Consider the following 15,885-nt stretch of genomic DNA (forward strand, 5'->3'; position numbering starts at 1 on the left):
CGGCAGGCCCCGGGCCCGGATCCGCGAGCGACGCGCCGCGCAGCGGAGGGCACCATAATTTGCGAGGGTACACGGACAGCTCGGGGCGGTCCAGGAGAGCGCGCCGCGCTCACCGAGGCGCCCGGCGAGAGCGTCGAGGCGATCCGGAAGGGCGCCCGGGGCCCCCGACGTCATCGATGTTATCGGCGCTATCGAGTGGTTCCAGGGCGACCCGCACGAGCGCGTCGATCGCCTCGCGCCCCCGCGCGGCAGCGGCGCGGCCGGCCCGCCCAGCGGCCGCGGACGCGATCGCGCCGGCGCCCCCCGCGCCCAGGACGAGCGCGATCACCGAGGGTCCGGCCTGCGCGAGGTACGAGAGCGTGGCGAGGAACAGCGCCGTGAGCGCCGACAGGCGCGCCGCCGCGCGCGGCCACCCCGCGCCGGCGTCGAGCCGCTGCTCGATCTCGGCGAGGAGCTCGTTCGCCGCCACGATCTTCGCGCGCGGGTCAGCGGCGGCCATGACCTCGAGCGCGAGGCGGCGCTCCCAGCTCTCCGGCAGCGACCGCCTCGCGAGCTCCGGCAGCCTCGCCTCGCCGGGCAACGCGCGGAGCGAGCGCGCGAGCGACATCAGGTCGCCGCCGGTCGCACGCGCGACCTGCGCGGGGTGCTTCCACGAGATCGCGGCGCAGGCGGCGCTCGACGCGATCGACAGCGCGCTCAAGAGCACGGCGACGGCGGACACACCGGCCGCCTAGAACGGCTCCTTGAAGATCGCCTGCTCGATGCGGTCCAGGAACGGCTGACGCAGCTCGGCGAGCGTGAGCTTCGGCTGGATCCGGCTGACGTCGACGGCCGCGATGGGCTTCTGGATGCGGCCCGTGATCGTCACCTCCGCGAGCGTGATGACCCCGCGCTGCTTGCCCTTCTCCTGCGCGCTCGCCGGCGCGCCGTGGCCGAGGATCGCGAGCAGGACCGAACCCAGCGCAAGTGCCTTGTACATGCTCATGGTCTCCCTCACGTGTCGGTCGCGGCGTCGGCGACGCCTCCATCCGGCGCGGCGGCAGGAGGAGGAGCCGCGGGCTGAGCCGCGGCAGCAGCCGCGTTCAGCTCCCCTTCCTTGAGCTTGGCGCGGTTCAGGAGCTCCTCCGAGTCGTCGCGCTGGCCCTTGTTGCGCAGCTCCTGGAACCTCGTCAGCGATTTTATCGCCTCCGCCACCTGCTGCTTCGGCGTCATGCCGGGGACGGCGGGGGCGAACAGGTAGAGCAGGCCGAGGTCGTAGTGGACCTGAGCCAGGTTCGGGTCGCGGGCGAGCACCCAGTCGAACTCGCGCTTCGCGTCGGCGTAGCGCTCGAGCAGGCGGTACGCGTCCCCGAGGTTGAGGTGCGCGGCGACGTGCTCGGAATCGAAGCGGACGGCGCCCTCCAGGAGCGGCAGCGCCTCCTGGGCGTTGCCCGCCTCGAGCAGGTAGGTCGCGAGCTGCACCCGCGCCTCGACGAGATCGGGGCGGCGAGTCACCGCCTTGCGGAACTCCTCGAGCGCCGCGGCGCGCTGCCCCTGCTCCCGGTAAATCAGGCCGCGGAGCAGCAGCGCCTCGGCGTTGTCCCTGTCGCGCGGCGGGTTCTCGCTGACCGGCTCGAACCCGTCCAGGATCGCCTGGAGCGCGTACAGCGCGAGATCGAGGCGCCGGTTCCTGTAGTGATCGCGGGCGATGATCACCATCGCCGGCCGGTAGTCGGGGTTGATCTTCAGCGCCTCCTGCGCGATCCGCTGGGCAGAGCCGGTATCCCGCTGGAGCGACTTGACCTCCGCGAGCGTCGCCGCGACGGCCGCCGACTTCGGCATCTGGCCGCGCTTCTCGGTCAGGAGCCGCTCGGCCTCGCCGAGCTGGTTCTTCCTGGCGAGGAGCATCGCGTACGCGATGATGGCGGGCTCGTAATCCGGCACGAGCGTGAAGGCCTGGCGGTAGCTCGCGCCGGCGCCCGCGTCGCGGAGCCGCTCCTGCACCACGCCGAGCGAATAGAAGGCCTGGTGCGCGCGCGGATCGGCCTGCGTCGCCTGCCCGAACTGGGCCCTCGCGTTGGCGAGATCGCCGGTCGCGAACGCCTGCAGGCCGCTTTGGTAGAACGCCGCCGCCCGGGCGTTCATCGGCGCAGCCGTCTGGGCGGGCAGATCGTAGGGGCGCGCCGAGCTCGGCATGTCGTTCATGCCGTACGGCGCCTGGGCGGGCGCGGTCGCGGCGGGCCCCGCTGGAACCGTGGGCACCTTGGGCGGCGGCGTCGCCTCCTCGCCGCAGGACGCGAGGGCGAACGGCGACATGACCGCGAGCAGGCTGGCGAAGAGGGTGACAGGGAGGCGGCGCATCATGGGACGACCGGCAGGGGCAGGGGGAGGCCGTCGGGCGCGAGCGGCGGAGTCATGCCGGGCCGCGTCCGGAGGAAGAGGCCATCCTTGTACTCGAACGGGCGCTTCGTCTCGGGATCGATGACCCCCTGGCTCCACTCGCGGAGCTTGGCGTCGCCGAGGATGTCCGTGAAGAACGCGAGCCGCTGGATCGCGAGGTCGACCGCTGGATTCCGGACCTTCCACGCCTTCGCCCAGACGACGGACTCGACGTAGAACTTGACCATCGCCTTGTCGGCATCGTTGAGGAGCCGCTCGCGCGCCGCGCGCCACTGCTCGCGCCGGTTCTGCCGGAGCGCGTCGGCCGTCTCCTGGAGATCTTCGCGATCGCTCGTCTCGGCGAGCTTGAGCAGCTTCTCTTCCTTGTCCGTGTACAGCCTCAGCCCCGGCGGGCGGGCGTTGTAGAGGCCGGTGCGGCAGGAATCGTAGAGCGAGCCCTGACGCGCGCGCGCGGCCACCGACCACGGGCGCGACTCGTAGGCGGTGATGACCTCCTGGAGCTCCTTCCAGTACCTGTCGTTGGCCTTGGCGATATCCGCCTCGAAGGCCCGCTTCACCTGGTCGATGACCCCCTCGTAGCGGTGATGGCCGGTGTCGTAGTCGAACTCGGCCTTGATGCGATCGTCGATGGCCTTGTAGGCGCACTCCGCCGCCATGTCGGCCTGCACCGAGCCGAGGGCCTTCACCTTGTCGCCGGTCGCCGAGTTCCGGAAGGACGTGAACGCCGTCATGGTGTTCTTGCACCAATCCCGCGCCTTCGGATCGCCGCCGGCGGCGCGCATCTTGGACGCATGGTACGCCGCCTGGACGACATACCCGCTCGCGGCCGGGTTGTTCTTGTTGGCCGCGTAATAGGCCTCCATCGACTGCGTGGCCTTGGTCCGGGCGGCGCGGTTCGGGCCCTCGTCGGCCCCGCGCTCGTCCCAGGCCTTCAGGTCCGCCGAGGCGACGAGGAAATCGATGTCGGCCTTCTGCTCGGGGGGCGGGTTCAGGCTCATGAAGGTGGCGCGCGAGGCGGTCATCTTGTCGCGCTCCCCGATGTTCGCGTAGAGCAGCACCGAGTTCCTGGCGGCGTCCCGGCGCGCCGCCTGCTCGAACCGGCCGTTGCGAGCGATGGTGTCGTAGGTCTCGGCCGCGCTGCGGTAGTTGAAGAAGAGGACGTACGCGGCGGAGAGCGCGTCGTAGGCCTGCTTCAGGTACTTCACCCGCTCGCCGTAGCGCTTCGGATCGGGGTTCTTCGGAGGGTTCGCGCCCGGATCGCCCTTCTCGAGCTTCGACAGGTTCTCCTCGCTGCCGTACTCCTTGATGAACAGGGAGTACATCGCGATGGCCTGGTCGTAGTCGCCCACCTGCTTGTAGCAGTAAGCGCCGTTCATGGCGGCCTCCGGCGCCTCGTCGCGGGCCGGCGCCTTCTCGAGCGCGACCTTGTAGAGCGCCGCGGCCTCGCGCCAGGCGGCGACGCGCGCGGGGCCGTCCGGCATCTTCTCGGCCTTCTCGAAGGCCCGGGCGGCGTCGATGTAATAGCCGCGAGAGATCGTCGGCCGGGCGATGTCGCCCTCCTTCAGCTTCTGCTCCTCGCTGACGGCGCAGCTCCGCGTGAGCGCCGCCTCGGCGAGCTTGCGGCTCTGCTCGACGTTGTTCTCGAGGTTCGACATCGTCGTGAGCCGCTCCCACGCCTTGTAACCGAACTCCGTCTTGCCGCACTGCGCTTCGTAGATGGGCTCCATCCGCTTGCGCGCCTCGGCGAACTGGCCGTAGAGGAAGTAGTAGTCGGCCGCCTGGAACGCGTAGAGGTCGATGTTCTTCGGGGCGTCGAGCGCGGGAGGGACCCGCTGGATGTACTCGTCCCGCGCGGTGACGGCCGCCTGGACCTGGGGAGGCAGCGGCTCGGCGACGACGCGCTGCTGGTCGCCCTCGCCGACGATCTTGACCTTCTCGCGCGGCTCGATGCCCTCGGCGCCGCTCGTTCGCTGGAAGAGCTTGTGTCGATCCAGGAGCGCCTGGTGGGCGGTGTCGACGACCATGTACGCCGCGGGCTGCAGGTACTTGTCGTCCTCGTTGGAGTCCCGCACGCCGACCGCCGAGCTCCTCGCCTGCTCGATCTCGTGCGTCGCGGGCGAGCGATCCATCGCCACCGTGATGACCACGACCATGTGGTGCGCGTCGGCGAGCCAGTACCGGCTCTCGTACGCGTCCGGGGCGTTCTCGTCCTGGGCCAGGTAGCCGGCCCAGCCCTGCGCGGCGAGGCGGTACTCGCCGAGCGCCCGCTCGAAGATCGGGTCGCGCGTCTCCTTGTCGCCGACGGTCAGCGCCTGCTGCACGAGCGCGCTTCCGGCGTTGGTGTGATCGGCGGCAGCACGGCGCAGCCCGCCGCGCACGAGCCGCTCGGCGGTCTGGATCGCCTCGGGATCGTCCTTGTTCGCCTCGACCCACGGGGTCGTCCCGACGTACTGGGCGAGCTTGGTGCGCGCCTCGAGCGCCTTCGCCGAGTTCATCGCCCGCTCGGCCGTCCCCTCGCGCGACTGCGAGGTGAGCGTGTCGTAGATGTCCGCGATCTGGTTCTGGATCACGGGCGCGTCGCGGTGCATCGGCCACTTCTTGAGGAGGATCTCGCTCACCTCGATCGTGTTCCGATACTGATTGAGCTCCTTGAACTCCAGCGCGAGCGCCTTGTAGATCTCGACCGTCCACTTCTGATCCTGCGGGATCAGCTTGGGATCCTGGACGCGCTCGATGGCGATCCGCATCTTCTGCTCGGCCATGCGCGGGTCGGTCTCGACGTCGAGGACGTCGTTCCGCGGGACGTAGGGCTCGTCCGGTCCGGGGCCGACGAAGTCGAGGTACGTGAGCGAGCCGGCGATGTAGGTGTACGCCTCCGCGCGGAAATCCGCGCCAGGATCGCCCGTCAGCTTCTCCTGTTCGTCGGTGTAGCGGAGCAGCTCGATGAACTGGCGTACCGAGGTCTCGTAACGCTGCTGCTTGAAGTACGTCCAGGCGAGCTTGTACATCGCGACGCCGTGGACAGGGGGCTTCTTGTACTTGATGGACTGCCGGTACGCCGACTCCGCCCTGTTGTAGTTGAACGGGCCGCCGGCGCGGTCGATCTCGTTGAAGTGGTAGTCGCCGATCTGCCACCAGACCTCGGCGATGTAGCGGGGCTCCGCGCCGAGCGCCGTCTTCTGCGGGATCGGCTGGCAATCGTCCGGATACGGATCGACGTACGCCGTCTCGTCCTCGGTGACGGGCGCCCGCCCCCGCGCGCCCTTGCGCGTGGCCTGGAGCGCCCGGCCACCTGGCGTGGACCCGATGGGCGTCGGGTGGCGCGCCTCCCAGCCGGTCCAGTAATCGTTGTCGTGGTCCTGCGGGAGCTTGCCGACGGTGTCGCGCGTCGGATCCTTCGGGTCGAGCGCGACCGGATAGGGATACTTGGTGTGGCACACGAGCGAGCGCCACACCTGCTGCGCCTCGGGGAACCGGACCGAATCGTTCAGCGCATGGCCGAGGTAGTAGTAGATCCCGGCGAGCTCACGGTACTGGGGGAACTCCCGGATGACGCGCTTGTAGAGCGCGATGGCCGGGAGCAGCGCGACGCTGAGATCCTCGCTCGCGTCGGTGTCGGTGCGCGCGCGCTCCTCGTAGAGCGCGGCCAGGCGGAACATCGCGTCGGGCGTGTTCTCGGGGTGGGCGTTGGGGCCGCTGTAGCGCTCGACGAACACCTCGAGCCGGCGGATCGCCTCTTCCCGGGCGTCGCGGAGCCCCTTCCTCTCGATCTCGATCTCGCGGTCGAGCGACGAGAGGATGCGGCGGCGCCTGTCCTCGTAGTGGTGCTGCACGATGCGGGTGATGGCGCTCCGGTAGTCGCGCGCCGCCTTCTCGTAGGCGGCCGCCTCCTTCTCGAGCGCGGCGAGCGCCGCCAGCTGGGCCGGCGTCGGAGGAGGAGGCGGCGGCGCCTGCTTGCGCCCGACCGACATCGGCGGCGCGAAGGGTTGCACCGCTGGCGCAGCCGGCGCCGTGGCGCCAGGCACAGCCGCGGTCGGCGCAGCCGTGGCGCCACCAGGCGCAGGCGTGGTCGGCGCAGCCGTGGCGCCACCAGGCGCAGGCGTGGTCGGCGCAGCCGCGGGAACGGCAGACGCCGCCGGCGCTGGCTGGCCGCCCGGCTGAGAGAGCGCGAGCGGCGCGACCGCCAGCACCAGGGCAAGGCTGGCAAACCCGAGCGCGCCGCGCGGGCGACGGCGCCCCGTTCGCACAGCGCCGAGCGGCGCGCGCGCGACCGCCGGTCCGAGGATCTGCGCCCCTGCCCCTCTTCGCGGCGCGCCAGAGATCTGCGGCGCGCTCGCGCCACCACGCTCGTTGCTCACTTCTCGTCCTCCGGATCGCCGCTGTCGTCGAGGACCTCGTTGAGCTCCTCCTTGAGGACCCGATCCTCACGGGCGCGCTCGACCTGCAGGCTGCGAACGCGCGTCATCTGCTCCTCGCGGACCTCCCACGCCTCCTCGGTGATGCCGACGTCGGCGCGCAGGATGATGTTCTTCAGCCGGTCGCGGACGAGGCCGAAATTTCGCATCGCGACCTCGCCGACGACGAGGCGCGCCTCCCGGTCGAGCCCATCGAGCTGCACCGAGTAGTGAACGACGTTCGCCGTCTCCCGGCCGACGATCTGCCGGAGCCCCGAGGACTTCTGCGCGACCTCCCCCTCGATGTCGCGGAGCGCCGCCTCGACCCTCGCGTCCGCCGCGTCGCCGGCGCGGAGCACCGGCGTGATGCGCTGCGCGTACGCCGCGAGCTCCGGACCGCCGGCGCCCGCCGCGGCCAGCTCCACCTCGCGCGTCAACGCGTCGCGGTGGGCCTTGCGCACCTGCGCGTCCTCGATGAAGCGCTGATCGCCGAAGCCGACCTGGACCCGGCCCGCGCTGACCTGCTTGCGGAGCACGTCGGCCTGCTGGCGGTAGAGCGCGAGGTCGCGCTCGTTCTGAGCGAGCTCGATCTCGAACCGGGCGATGCTCGCGGGATCCCGGACGACCCCGGCGTGCGGGCCATCGCGGAGAAGCCGCCTGAGGCCGTTGACCGTCGCCTGCAGCGAGTCCATCTGCAGCGTGAGCTGCTGCAGGCGCTGCGACTGGGTGTTCCACTGCTTGAGCGCCTGCGCCTCGCGATCCTGGAAGTCGGCGTCCGTGACAGGCACCCGCGCGAGGCGCTTCTCCAGCGCCCTACGCCTCGCGCGCGCGCCGCCGATCTCGCCCGAGAGCGAGTCGTCCTCCACGTCATCCATGCCCTGGCCGAGCGCGAGGCGCGCCAGCGCGACCCGGTTGAGCAGCGCGAGCGCCTTCTCCTCGCCGGCCTTGAGCTCCGGGAACGCGCGCACCCGGTTGGGCGAGCTGAGAACGGCGTTCAGCTTCTCGATGAGCTCGTTCGACTGCTTGATCAGCTCGCGGCAGTGGTTGATGTCGTCGATCACCGCGAACGCGGCCGGGCCGTCCTCGGCCTCGCGCGCCCACTGCACCGCCAGCGGCGGGAGCGAGGTGGTCGTGTCGAGCGCCTCGAGCTGCTCCTGGCTCAGCTTGTCGTAGTAGACCGCGGGATCGCTCGTCGAGCCGAGGAAGGCGTCCACGCGCGCGCGCATCGGGTCGTAGGTGGCGCGGACCCCCTCGTACACCTTCAGCGCCTTCTCGAAGCGGCCCGCGCGCAGCATCAGGTCGCCGCGGAGCAGCGAGCCGTCCGCGATGTTCTGGCTGTCCGGCTCGGCGATCGCGAGGATCTCGAGCGATCGCTGGGCGCGATCCACGTCGCCCAGGCGGACATACACCCACGCGAGCTCGTAGAGCATCGTCCCGAACTCGGGCGAGACGCGGTCGATGTGGCCGTAGGCCTGCACGGCCTGGGACCACTGGTCGGCCTCGTAGAAGAGCCGTCCGATCGCGAGCCACGCGAGGTCGATGACGCGCTGGTGCTCCGAGGTGTCGGCCGGCAGCTGCGTCACCTTCTGGAACAGATCGATCGCGGCGACGTAGCGGGTCTTGGGCACCGCCGGGGGCGCCTCGCCCTCCTTGAGCGGCTCGGGCAGGGGCGTCGCCTCCTTCACCGCGATCAGGCCGAGCAGGTACCTCGCCTGGTGGAAGTACTCGCTCTGCGGGTCGACCGCGCCGAGCGCGGCCTTCGCGCCGCCGAAGTCCTTCTTCACGTAGAGGCCCTTGCCGCGCGCGTACGCGAGGGCGCTCCCCGCCGTGGAGGCCGGGACGCTGTTCATCGACGCGAAGATGGCGTCGAGCGCGTCGTAGTCCTTGATCCGGAGGCAGATGTCCACGAGCCGGCCGAGCGCCTTCGCCTGGTAGGTGGCGAAGCGCGGCTCGGCGCCGCTCGCGACGATCCGCTGGAAGACCCGGCGGGCCGAGAGGTACTGCTTCGAGCGGAAGTACGTCTCCCCGAGCAGCGTGAGCGCGTCCGGGAACGCCGTCGGATGGTCGGGGTACTTCTCGACCACCTGGTTCAGCACGTTCGCCGCCCGCTCGTAATCCCTGGAGCCCATCAGGAGCTGGGCATCCGCGATGCGCTGGGCCGGCGTGCGCTGCTCGCCGCGGGACTTGTGGATCGCCGCCTGGATGGCGCCCAGCCCGGAGGTGACGCTGCCGATCTGCTGAGAGGCGCTCGTGTAGGCGCGCTCAGCGTCCAGGGCCCACGCTTCGGCGGGGGCCGCGGTCGTCGCCGCGCCGAGCGCGAGCACGCCAAGCAAGGCAGGGAGTACCCGCGATCCGGTGTCCCAGGTCATGGTGGCTTGTCCTAACGAGCTCGAGCCTACTTCCCACCCGCGGCGGCGGACGGCTGCCCGGGAGCATCCGAGAGGCCGCTCACGATCTTCTCGACGAATCGGACGGCTGGCCGCTCTTCGAGCGGGGTCGTGACGCCGCCCTTCTCGAACGCGACCGCCTGAAGGTTGATGGTCTTGCCTTCGACCGCCGTGAAGGAATGGCTGGAGCGCACCTCGAAGCGGTAGCCCCGGAGGTAGGAGAACACCCCGTAGCCGTTGCCCTGCAGGTTCACGAGCACCTGGAGCGTGTGATCGCCCGGAGGAACGGAGCCGTTGAAGATCGGGATCTCGGCCTGCTCGGCAAGGGCGCCCGACTGATCGGTCTTGTTGTACTGGACGGCGCCATCCAGGACGATCAGCACGCGCGTGACGCGGAACGCGGACGACAGCTCGTTGTTGAACCGGATCGAGGCGCGCGAGCCGGCGCCGCCGCCGGAGAGGATCGTGTCGCTGAGGAGCGAGAGCCGCGTGTGGCTGCGGCGGATCTGCTCCTTGAGCTCGTCGATGCGTTGCTCCAGATCGCGCAGCCGCACCGCATAGGTCGGACCATCCATCGCCGGAGCGGCGACCGCGCCCGCAGCCGGGGCGCTCGTCGGAGCAGCAGGCGCCGCCGTCGCCGCCGTCGCGCCCGCAGCGGGGGCGACCGTCGCGGCAGGCGCCGCCGCCCCCGCAGCCGGCGCGACCGTCGCGGAAGCAGGCGCAGGAGCCGCTTGCGCTCCGTTGACAGGCGCGGGCGCTGCGGGGACAGCCGGCGCTGTGGAGGCCGCCGGCGCCACAGAGGCGGCGGGAGCAGCGGCCTTGCCCGTCGCGCCGCCCGGGGCCTGCGCGAAGGCGGGCATCGACATCAAGAACGAGGCTCCCACCCCCACTGCCAGCATCCTGATAAGTCGCATCGAAAGGTAACCTCGTGGTTGAACTCGTGGTTGAACCCTCGTCGGCAGAGGGGGGCGACCTCACGCCCGGTGCCGGGGAGTCTAGTGGCGGCGGGCTTCCGAGCGCAACGACCTGGACACCTGCCTCCTCCTCCGGCGCAGGCTCCCGTCGCTCACGGCGCGAAGACAGCACAGCACGGCGGAGCCGAAATCGTGTGAGGGCCCTCCCGCGGCGGGCGCGGACCGCGTCCTCGGCCGGTCCGCAGGGCGCTGCCCCGAGAACGTCACGCGACCGCGACCAGCTCCCGCCACCGGCGGCGCGCGTAGAGGTCAGCGCACGCCCGTCCCCCTGCCCTTCCCCGGCCGCGGGCGCGGCGGGCGAAGGGGGCTCGCTCGCTCGGGGGCGGATCCGCTAAGGTGCGCTTGTGTCAGGGGAAGGAGTGCTCCTCAGATCTTCGAGCCGCGCCGCGCGTCCGATCCGACGCCGCGGCCGCCGCCGCGAACACCCCGCCGCCCGGGCCGCCCAAGGAGCGCCGCAGAGGCTCGGCCGCTCCGGGAGCTAGGATGGTCCCGATTTCTCGAGAGGAGGTCACGGACGAAGCCCTGATGATGCGCTTCCAGGGCGGCGACCGCGCGGCGTTCGCCGGGCTCGTCCGGCGGCACAAAACGTCCATCTACAACTTCATCCTGCGACAGGTCCGCGGGCCTGCGATCGCCGAGGATCTGGTGCAGGATGTGTTCGTGAAGATCGTGCAGAGCGCCTCCGACTTCAAGCACGAGGCCAGGTTCACCACCTGGGCGTTCGCCATCGCGCGCAACGTCTGCATCGATCACCTGCGCAAGATGTCGCTCCGGCGCCACCCGTCGCTCGACCAGGGCTCCGGGGAGGGCGGCGACGGCCCGACGCTCGGCGAGCGGACCGCGGACCCGGCGCCCCAGGCCGCGGTGGACCGGGTCGCCATCGGGACCGAGATGGGGCAGCGCATCGTCCGCGCGGTCGAGGGTCTCCCGCACGAGCAGCGGGAGGTCTTCCTGCTCCGGGAGATCGGGCATGTGCCCTTCAAGGACATCGCCCACATCGTGGGGGTGCCCGAGAACACGGTGAAGAGCCGGATGCGCTACGCCCTGGAGCGGCTCCAGGAGGCCCTCTCGGAGTACGAGGATTACGCGAGGGCGCTGCGCTAGCGCTCCGGAAGAGCTGTCTATGGACTGCGAGAAGTTCGACCAGCACGTGATGGACGCGCTCTACGACGAGCTCGACGAGCTGACGTATGCGGCCATGAAGCGGCACATGGACGGCTGCGCCCGGTGCGCGTCGGCGTTCGCGGGGCTGCGCGCGGCCCGCGACGTCGGCGCCTTGCCGTTCGAGGAGCCGAGCGAGGAGCTCGAGGCGCGGATCCTCGACGCCGTCGAGGTCGCGCAGAAGAAGACGCCGTTCCGGCGCAAGGCGCTCCGCGCGCTGGCCTGGGCCGGCAGCCACGCGATGCGGCCGCAGCTGGCGATGGCGGCGCTGTTCGTGCTCGTCATCGGATCGAGCCTGCTGCTGCTGCGGCCGAAGACGGGCGTGGCGCCGGTGCGGGTCACCGAGTGGGGCCAGCCCGCGTCGTCGGACCAGCACGAGGCGCCCCGCGCCGCCGCGCCTACCCCGACGGCCGTCGCGATGGAGGAAGGCGACGGCCGGCGCTCGGCCGAAGCCAAGGCGAACGAGGCGCCCAGGGCGGAGGCGGCGAAGGAGAAGAGCGCGCGTGCGTCCGCGTCCCCGGACGACGGCGCGAGCGCCGCGTTGCACGAGGCGCAAGCGCTGCAACGCAAGTCGGGCTGCGCGGCCGCCGTCGGCAAGCTCGACGAGGTCGGTGCGCAGTACCCGGGCACGCCGTCCGCGCACGCCGCGATGTGGGAGGCGGCCCGGTGCTACCAGGCCTCCGGGGACACAGCGAAGGCGCGCGAGCTGCTGCTCGCGCTGCGCTCCGCGAAGGGCTACGGCGACCGCGCCGAGCAGCAGCTCGCGAACCTCGAGGCAAACGCCGCCGGCGCGCAGGCGCAGAACTCGGCGCCGGCGGCCGCCGCCCCCGCCGCTGCCGCGCGGCGCGCTGCGCCCAAGGCGGCGATGCCCGCGGCGCCGCCGCGCGACGCCGAGGAGCAAGGTGCAGCGGGCCCCTCGCAGGCGGCGCCCGCCGACGCCGCGACGTCCCGCTGACGGATTGCGGGCGCCGGCGCGGCCCGCGCTTCGACCGTCCCCGGCGCCGCGCCTCGACCTCACCGCGCGCGCCGCGGTGGCGCCAGCGTCAATTCGATCTCACCGGCGCATCGCGGATGTAGGCGATCGTCCTGATCGTGCCGACGATGCGCTCGCGATCGTCCGGCGTGAGATCGGCGAAGCGGATCCCCATGCCCGGGTTCGGGTTGTCGTGGAGGGGGCGCACCTCGTTGATCCACTGCACCGTCCCCTCGAGCACGTACGAGCCGTCGGCCCCCGGCGGCGAGAAGCGGAGCGTGAGCCGCGTGCCGATCGAGAGAGGCTGCGTCGTGCGGACGAAGATGCCCATCTCCGAGATGTTGGTGATGGACGCGTAGAGGAACGTGTCGTCGGCCTCGCAGTCCACGAGCCAGGTGACGTCGAGGCGCTCGGACGAGCGTCGGTCGAGCGAATCCGGGGCGGGGACCTCGTGCTCGGCGTCCTCGCCGGGGCGATGCGCGTCGCCGTAGGCGCCGGCTTGCGCGCAGGACGGCGGCGTACCGCCCGGCGTGTCGGGCGGATGGTTCGAGTCCCCACGACCCCCGGTCATGAGTCTGCGACTAGCCGCTTTCCGCACGCGCGTCGAGGGCGCTCGACGCGGAGGAGCACGCGTGCGTCGCCGGGCCGCGCAAGACGAGCCGCGCAGCGCGGCATGCGTCGGGAAGCCCACGAGGGCAGCTCACCGCACGCGGATGACGCCGCCGCGGATGCGGTCCTCGTGTTCCGGCCCGCGCGTCACCTGAAAGCGCGTCTCACCGGCGAAGAGGCCGAAGTAGAGCGTATAGTCGCCCGGGGTGAAGTTGGGCTCGAGCTGGAGCTCGTGGTCGTCCACGACGACGTCGCCCGGCTGCCACAGGCTCAGCGGGTAGCGCCCCTCGATCACGGGATGGTCGCCGTTGTATCGACGCTGGAACCCGTCGATGTGAACGAACATCTTCCAGTTGCCGATGATCGGCCGGTGGACCCGGAAGTAAGTTCGCAGGTGGTAGCTCTTCTGAGGGACGACGCTCGAGACCTTCTGGCCGTCGCCGTCGGTGAGCTCCCAGCCGAGCACCTCCAGCTGATCCTCGAGCATCGCGTCGAGCGGGTTCTCGGGAGCGGCGGGCTCGTCGAGGACGATACGGCCGAGCCAGCTCTCGTTCGGCCTGCCCCCGAGCTCGTTCGACGCAAGGAGGATCTGGCTGGAGCGGCCGTCGAGGACGGGCAGGTTGCGCCGGTAGCGCTTGCGAAAAAGGCTGTTCAACCGGGGCAGATCGTCGGACTTCACGACGAGCCAGCGGCGAGCGGCGGGATCGACCGGAGCGGCGGCGCCGTCCACCGAGCTCCCCGCGGTGAGCCAGTCGAACGCCTCCAGGACATCGGTGAACGAGGTGACCTCGCCGCCCTGGTAATAGGCCGCCGTGCGGCTCCGGACGCCGAGCGTCGCGAGCGGCTCGCCGGGCTTGCGAAGGGACTCGTAGGACGCGAAGACCTCCTTCGGCGAGAGCTGGGCCGCGAGCGCCGGATAGTACCAGAAGCTCAGCGCGAAGCCGGCGACGAGGCCGGCGAGCGGCGTGCCGACGGCGCGCGGGAGGGAGGCGCGCGCGATGGCGTGGCGGAACGCGTCGCGCGCCACGAGGAGCAGCACGGGGCTCGCCGCCATCAGCATGGGCAGCGCCCACCAGGCGTTCATCCCGTATGCGGCGAGGTGGTTCGGCATCCTCGCCACGGTGCCCCACCCGATGCGCTTGCCGACGAAGAGCATCGCGCCGACGCCGACGAGCGCCGCCTCGATGACGATCAGCAGGAAGAGCAGGTTGCCGTTCCAGATGCGAGCGAGCTCCGCGGCGCCGGCGTGCACCTCGTCGAGGACGCGCCGCGCCCACGCGCTGAAGCTGCGATCGAGCTCGCGGGGCTGCTCTTCGAACCAGGTGAGCGCGACGAGGCCGGCGAACGCGAGCAGGACGAAGCGCATCGCCGAGGCCGCTTCGCCCTCGAAGCTCTTCGGGAAGACGGGCTTGTCGACCGAGAAGACGCTGAGCGCCCTGTCCGGTGAGGTGACGAGATCGCGGTAGAGGACGAAGGCGAGCACGGCGCAGCCGACGGCGAGCGCTCGCGAGGAGGGGGCGCCGCGCTCGAGATCGCGGATGGCGAGCGCGGCGATGGCGGCGAGGAGCGCGGGGCCGCTGAACGGGAGCGCCCCGGCGTGCGGCGCGAGGACCGCGAAGGCGCCGTAGGCGAGCGCAGACGTGACGATCAGGGCGATCCGGACGCCGGCCTCGCGATCGAGGAGAGGGGCGACGACCTCGCCCGCTCGGTCCGCGGCGGGGGCTCGGAAGAGCCGGCCGACGGCGAACGGCAGGAAGGCGCTCCACGGAAAGAGGGCGTGGCCGAGCTGGCGCAGCGTGAGATCGAACGTGGACTCGACCGGCGGCTTCTTGAGGAGCGCCACGCCGAGGGCGCGAGGCAGCGGCTCGCCGGCGCTCGAGCTCGCGAGCACGAGGGCGCCCTGCGCCGCCGCCGCGACGCCGAGCACCAGCGCGGCGGCGCCCACGAGGTCGCCCAGCGTGGGCCCCCGGCCTTCCGGCGCGGGCCAGGCGCCGGACGTCCGGAGCAGGAGCCAGGTCAGGCCGGCGCCGAGCGCGGGGACGGCGACCCCGATCAGCAGGCCGCGGCTGAGGTATCCGGCGACGACGCCGAGGATCCCCACGGCGAGCCACGCGGCCGACGCGAGCAGGGCGCCGCGCTGCGCCCCTCGCCCGCCCTCGAGCAGCGCGCCGGTCAGCCCGCAGAACGCCATCGTGAGCGCGGCCATCGTGACGATGTCGCCGAGCAGGGTGCGCGCCTGCATCACGTAGAGCGGCATCGTCACGAGCACCGCGACGCCGTACAGGCCGGCCCTTCGATCGACGAGGCGTGCGAGGAACTCGTAGAGCACGAGCGCGCCGGCGAGCCCCCACAGCGCGAGCGGGAGGCGCCCGGCCCAGTCGTGCAGACCGAACACGCGGAAGCCGAGCGCCATGGAGGTGAACCCGAGCTCGCCCATGCCGAGATCGGTCAGGGTCGGCAGCTGCCCGGGAGCGTCGGGGAGATCCACTCCGCGCGCGCCGAAGACGTGGATGGCGATCCGGCGCGCCAGGTCGGCACGGTCGAGCTCGTAGGGGTCCCAGATGCCGCTCTTGCCGACGAGCGGCAGCAGCGCGAGGGCCGCGAGCGCGAGGGCCGCGAGCCTCGCGAGGCCGGCGCGCCCGCTCCCGGCGGCCGCGCGGTCGCGGTCCATGGCCGGCACGTCACCGATCTCAGCCGAGCGCGCCTCGAGAGGGGGCACCTCGGCGCGGGGTGGGGCTCCGCTCGCGTGCGGGTCGGGGGCGGCGGGCGGGGCTCCGCGCTGTGGGTCCCCTCGGTGGACGCTCGACATGCAGGGCATCCCCTTACCGCCTTCGCGCGCCCGTGACCACGGATCGTGGGGAAGCGTTTGTAGCCCCCCTGGGCGTCTGCTATCGCGCGCGGCGTGGTGAAAGCCCGTCCCCAGAGCGCGCCCCAGGGCGCGAAAGCGCGCCCGCAGGCGCCGAAGCCCGCCTCGGCCTCCCGCGGCCCCCGTCCTGCCAAGAAAGACA

10 protein-coding genes are annotated in these 15,885 nt (G+C 71.8%); 2 read left to right on the forward strand and 8 right to left on the reverse strand.

Annotation, left to right across the window (positions count from 1 at the left end):
- Positions 1-109: 109 nt before the first annotated feature.
- From WMF12_RS31325 to WMF12_RS31350, 6 genes are all read right to left on the reverse strand, one after another.
- A complete protein-coding gene (locus WMF12_RS31325) occupies positions 110-721 on the reverse strand; it encodes a hypothetical protein (protein ID WP_437851264.1) in 612 nt (203 codons plus the stop codon).
- A 9-nt stretch (positions 722-730) separates the two neighbouring features.
- A complete protein-coding gene (locus WMF12_RS31330; RefSeq protein ID WP_012238571.1) occupies positions 731-979 on the reverse strand; it encodes a hypothetical protein in 249 nt (82 codons plus the stop codon).
- A gap of 14 nt (positions 980-993) precedes the next feature.
- The gene (locus tag WMF12_RS31335; RefSeq protein ID WP_437851266.1) at positions 994-2,343 is read right to left on the reverse strand and encodes a tetratricopeptide repeat protein; all 1,350 of its coding nucleotides are present in this window, start codon (positions 2,341-2,343) and stop codon (positions 994-996) included.
- On the reverse strand, positions 2,340-6,371 hold the full coding sequence (locus tag WMF12_RS31340) for a tetratricopeptide repeat protein (RefSeq protein WP_437851268.1): 4,032 nt from the start codon (positions 6,369-6,371) through the stop codon (positions 2,340-2,342). Before WMF12_RS31340 ends, WMF12_RS31335 begins: the two co-directional genes overlap by 4 nt.
- A 362-nt stretch (positions 6,372-6,733) precedes the next feature.
- The gene (locus tag WMF12_RS31345) at positions 6,734-9,142 is read right to left on the reverse strand and encodes a tetratricopeptide repeat protein (protein ID WP_437851270.1); all 2,409 of its coding nucleotides are present in this window, start codon (positions 9,140-9,142) and stop codon (positions 6,734-6,736) included.
- A gap of 26 nt (positions 9,143-9,168) precedes the next feature.
- The gene (locus WMF12_RS31350; RefSeq protein WP_437851272.1) at positions 9,169-10,074 is read right to left on the reverse strand and encodes a hypothetical protein; all 906 of its coding nucleotides are present in this window, start codon (positions 10,072-10,074) and stop codon (positions 9,169-9,171) included.
- 543 nt (positions 10,075-10,617) lie between these two features.
- On the opposite strand from WMF12_RS31350, the gene WMF12_RS31355 reads away from it, so the two are divergent.
- Both WMF12_RS31355 and WMF12_RS31360 read left to right on the forward strand, forming a co-directional pair.
- On the forward strand, positions 10,618-11,238 hold the full coding sequence (locus WMF12_RS31355) for an RNA polymerase sigma factor (RefSeq protein ID WP_012238576.1): 621 nt from the start codon (positions 10,618-10,620) through the stop codon (positions 11,236-11,238).
- Positions 11,239-11,257: 19 nt separating this feature from the next.
- Positions 11,258-12,250 (forward strand): zf-HC2 domain-containing protein, encoded by a 993-nt coding sequence (locus WMF12_RS31360; RefSeq protein WP_437851274.1) that lies wholly within the window; start codon positions 11,258-11,260, stop codon positions 12,248-12,250.
- A gap of 88 nt (positions 12,251-12,338) precedes the next feature.
- On the opposite strand, the gene WMF12_RS31365 is transcribed toward WMF12_RS31360, so the two are convergent.
- Entirely contained in the window at positions 12,339-12,839 is a 501-nt protein-coding gene (locus WMF12_RS31365) for a PilZ domain-containing protein (protein WP_437851276.1), read from the reverse strand.
- A 129-nt stretch (positions 12,840-12,968) separates the two neighbouring features.
- Complete coding sequence (locus tag WMF12_RS31370) at positions 12,969-15,548, reverse strand: glycosyltransferase family 39 protein (protein WP_437851278.1); 2,580 nt, start codon at positions 15,546-15,548, stop codon at positions 12,969-12,971.
- Between the last annotated feature and the right edge of the window lie 337 nt (positions 15,549-15,885).

It is taken from the genome of Sorangium sp. So ce363 (genome assembly GCF_051520435.1).
In the GTDB taxonomy this organism is placed as follows: domain Bacteria; phylum Myxococcota_A; class Polyangia; order Polyangiales; family Polyangiaceae; genus Sorangium; species Sorangium cellulosum_B.

What these genes read in the sequence shown, in the direction of transcription:
- WMF12_RS31330 (WP_012238571.1), bottom strand. Translation starts at nt 979, where the DNA reads ATGTACAAGGCACTTGCGCTGGGTTCGGTCCTGCTCGCGATCCTCGGC.
- WMF12_RS31335 (WP_437851266.1), bottom strand. Translation starts at nt 2,343, where the DNA reads ATGATGCGCCGCCTCCCTGTCACCCTCTTCGCCAGCCTGCTCGCGGTC.
- WMF12_RS31345 (WP_437851270.1), bottom strand. Translation starts at nt 9,142, where the DNA reads ATGACCTGGGACACCGGATCGCGGGTACTCCCTGCCTTGCTTGGCGTG.
- WMF12_RS31350 (WP_437851272.1), bottom strand. Translation starts at nt 10,074, where the DNA reads ATGCGACTTATCAGGATGCTGGCAGTGGGGGTGGGAGCCTCGTTCTTG.
- WMF12_RS31355 (WP_012238576.1), top strand. Translation starts at nt 10,618, where the DNA reads ATGGTCCCGATTTCTCGAGAGGAGGTCACGGACGAAGCCCTGATGATG.
- WMF12_RS31360 (WP_437851274.1), top strand. Translation starts at nt 11,258, where the DNA reads ATGGACTGCGAGAAGTTCGACCAGCACGTGATGGACGCGCTCTACGAC.
- WMF12_RS31365 (WP_437851276.1), bottom strand. Translation starts at nt 12,839, where the DNA reads ATGACCGGGGGTCGTGGGGACTCGAACCATCCGCCCGACACGCCGGGC.
- WMF12_RS31370 (WP_437851278.1), bottom strand. Translation starts at nt 15,548, where the DNA reads ATGGACCGCGACCGCGCGGCCGCCGGGAGCGGGCGCGCCGGCCTCGCG.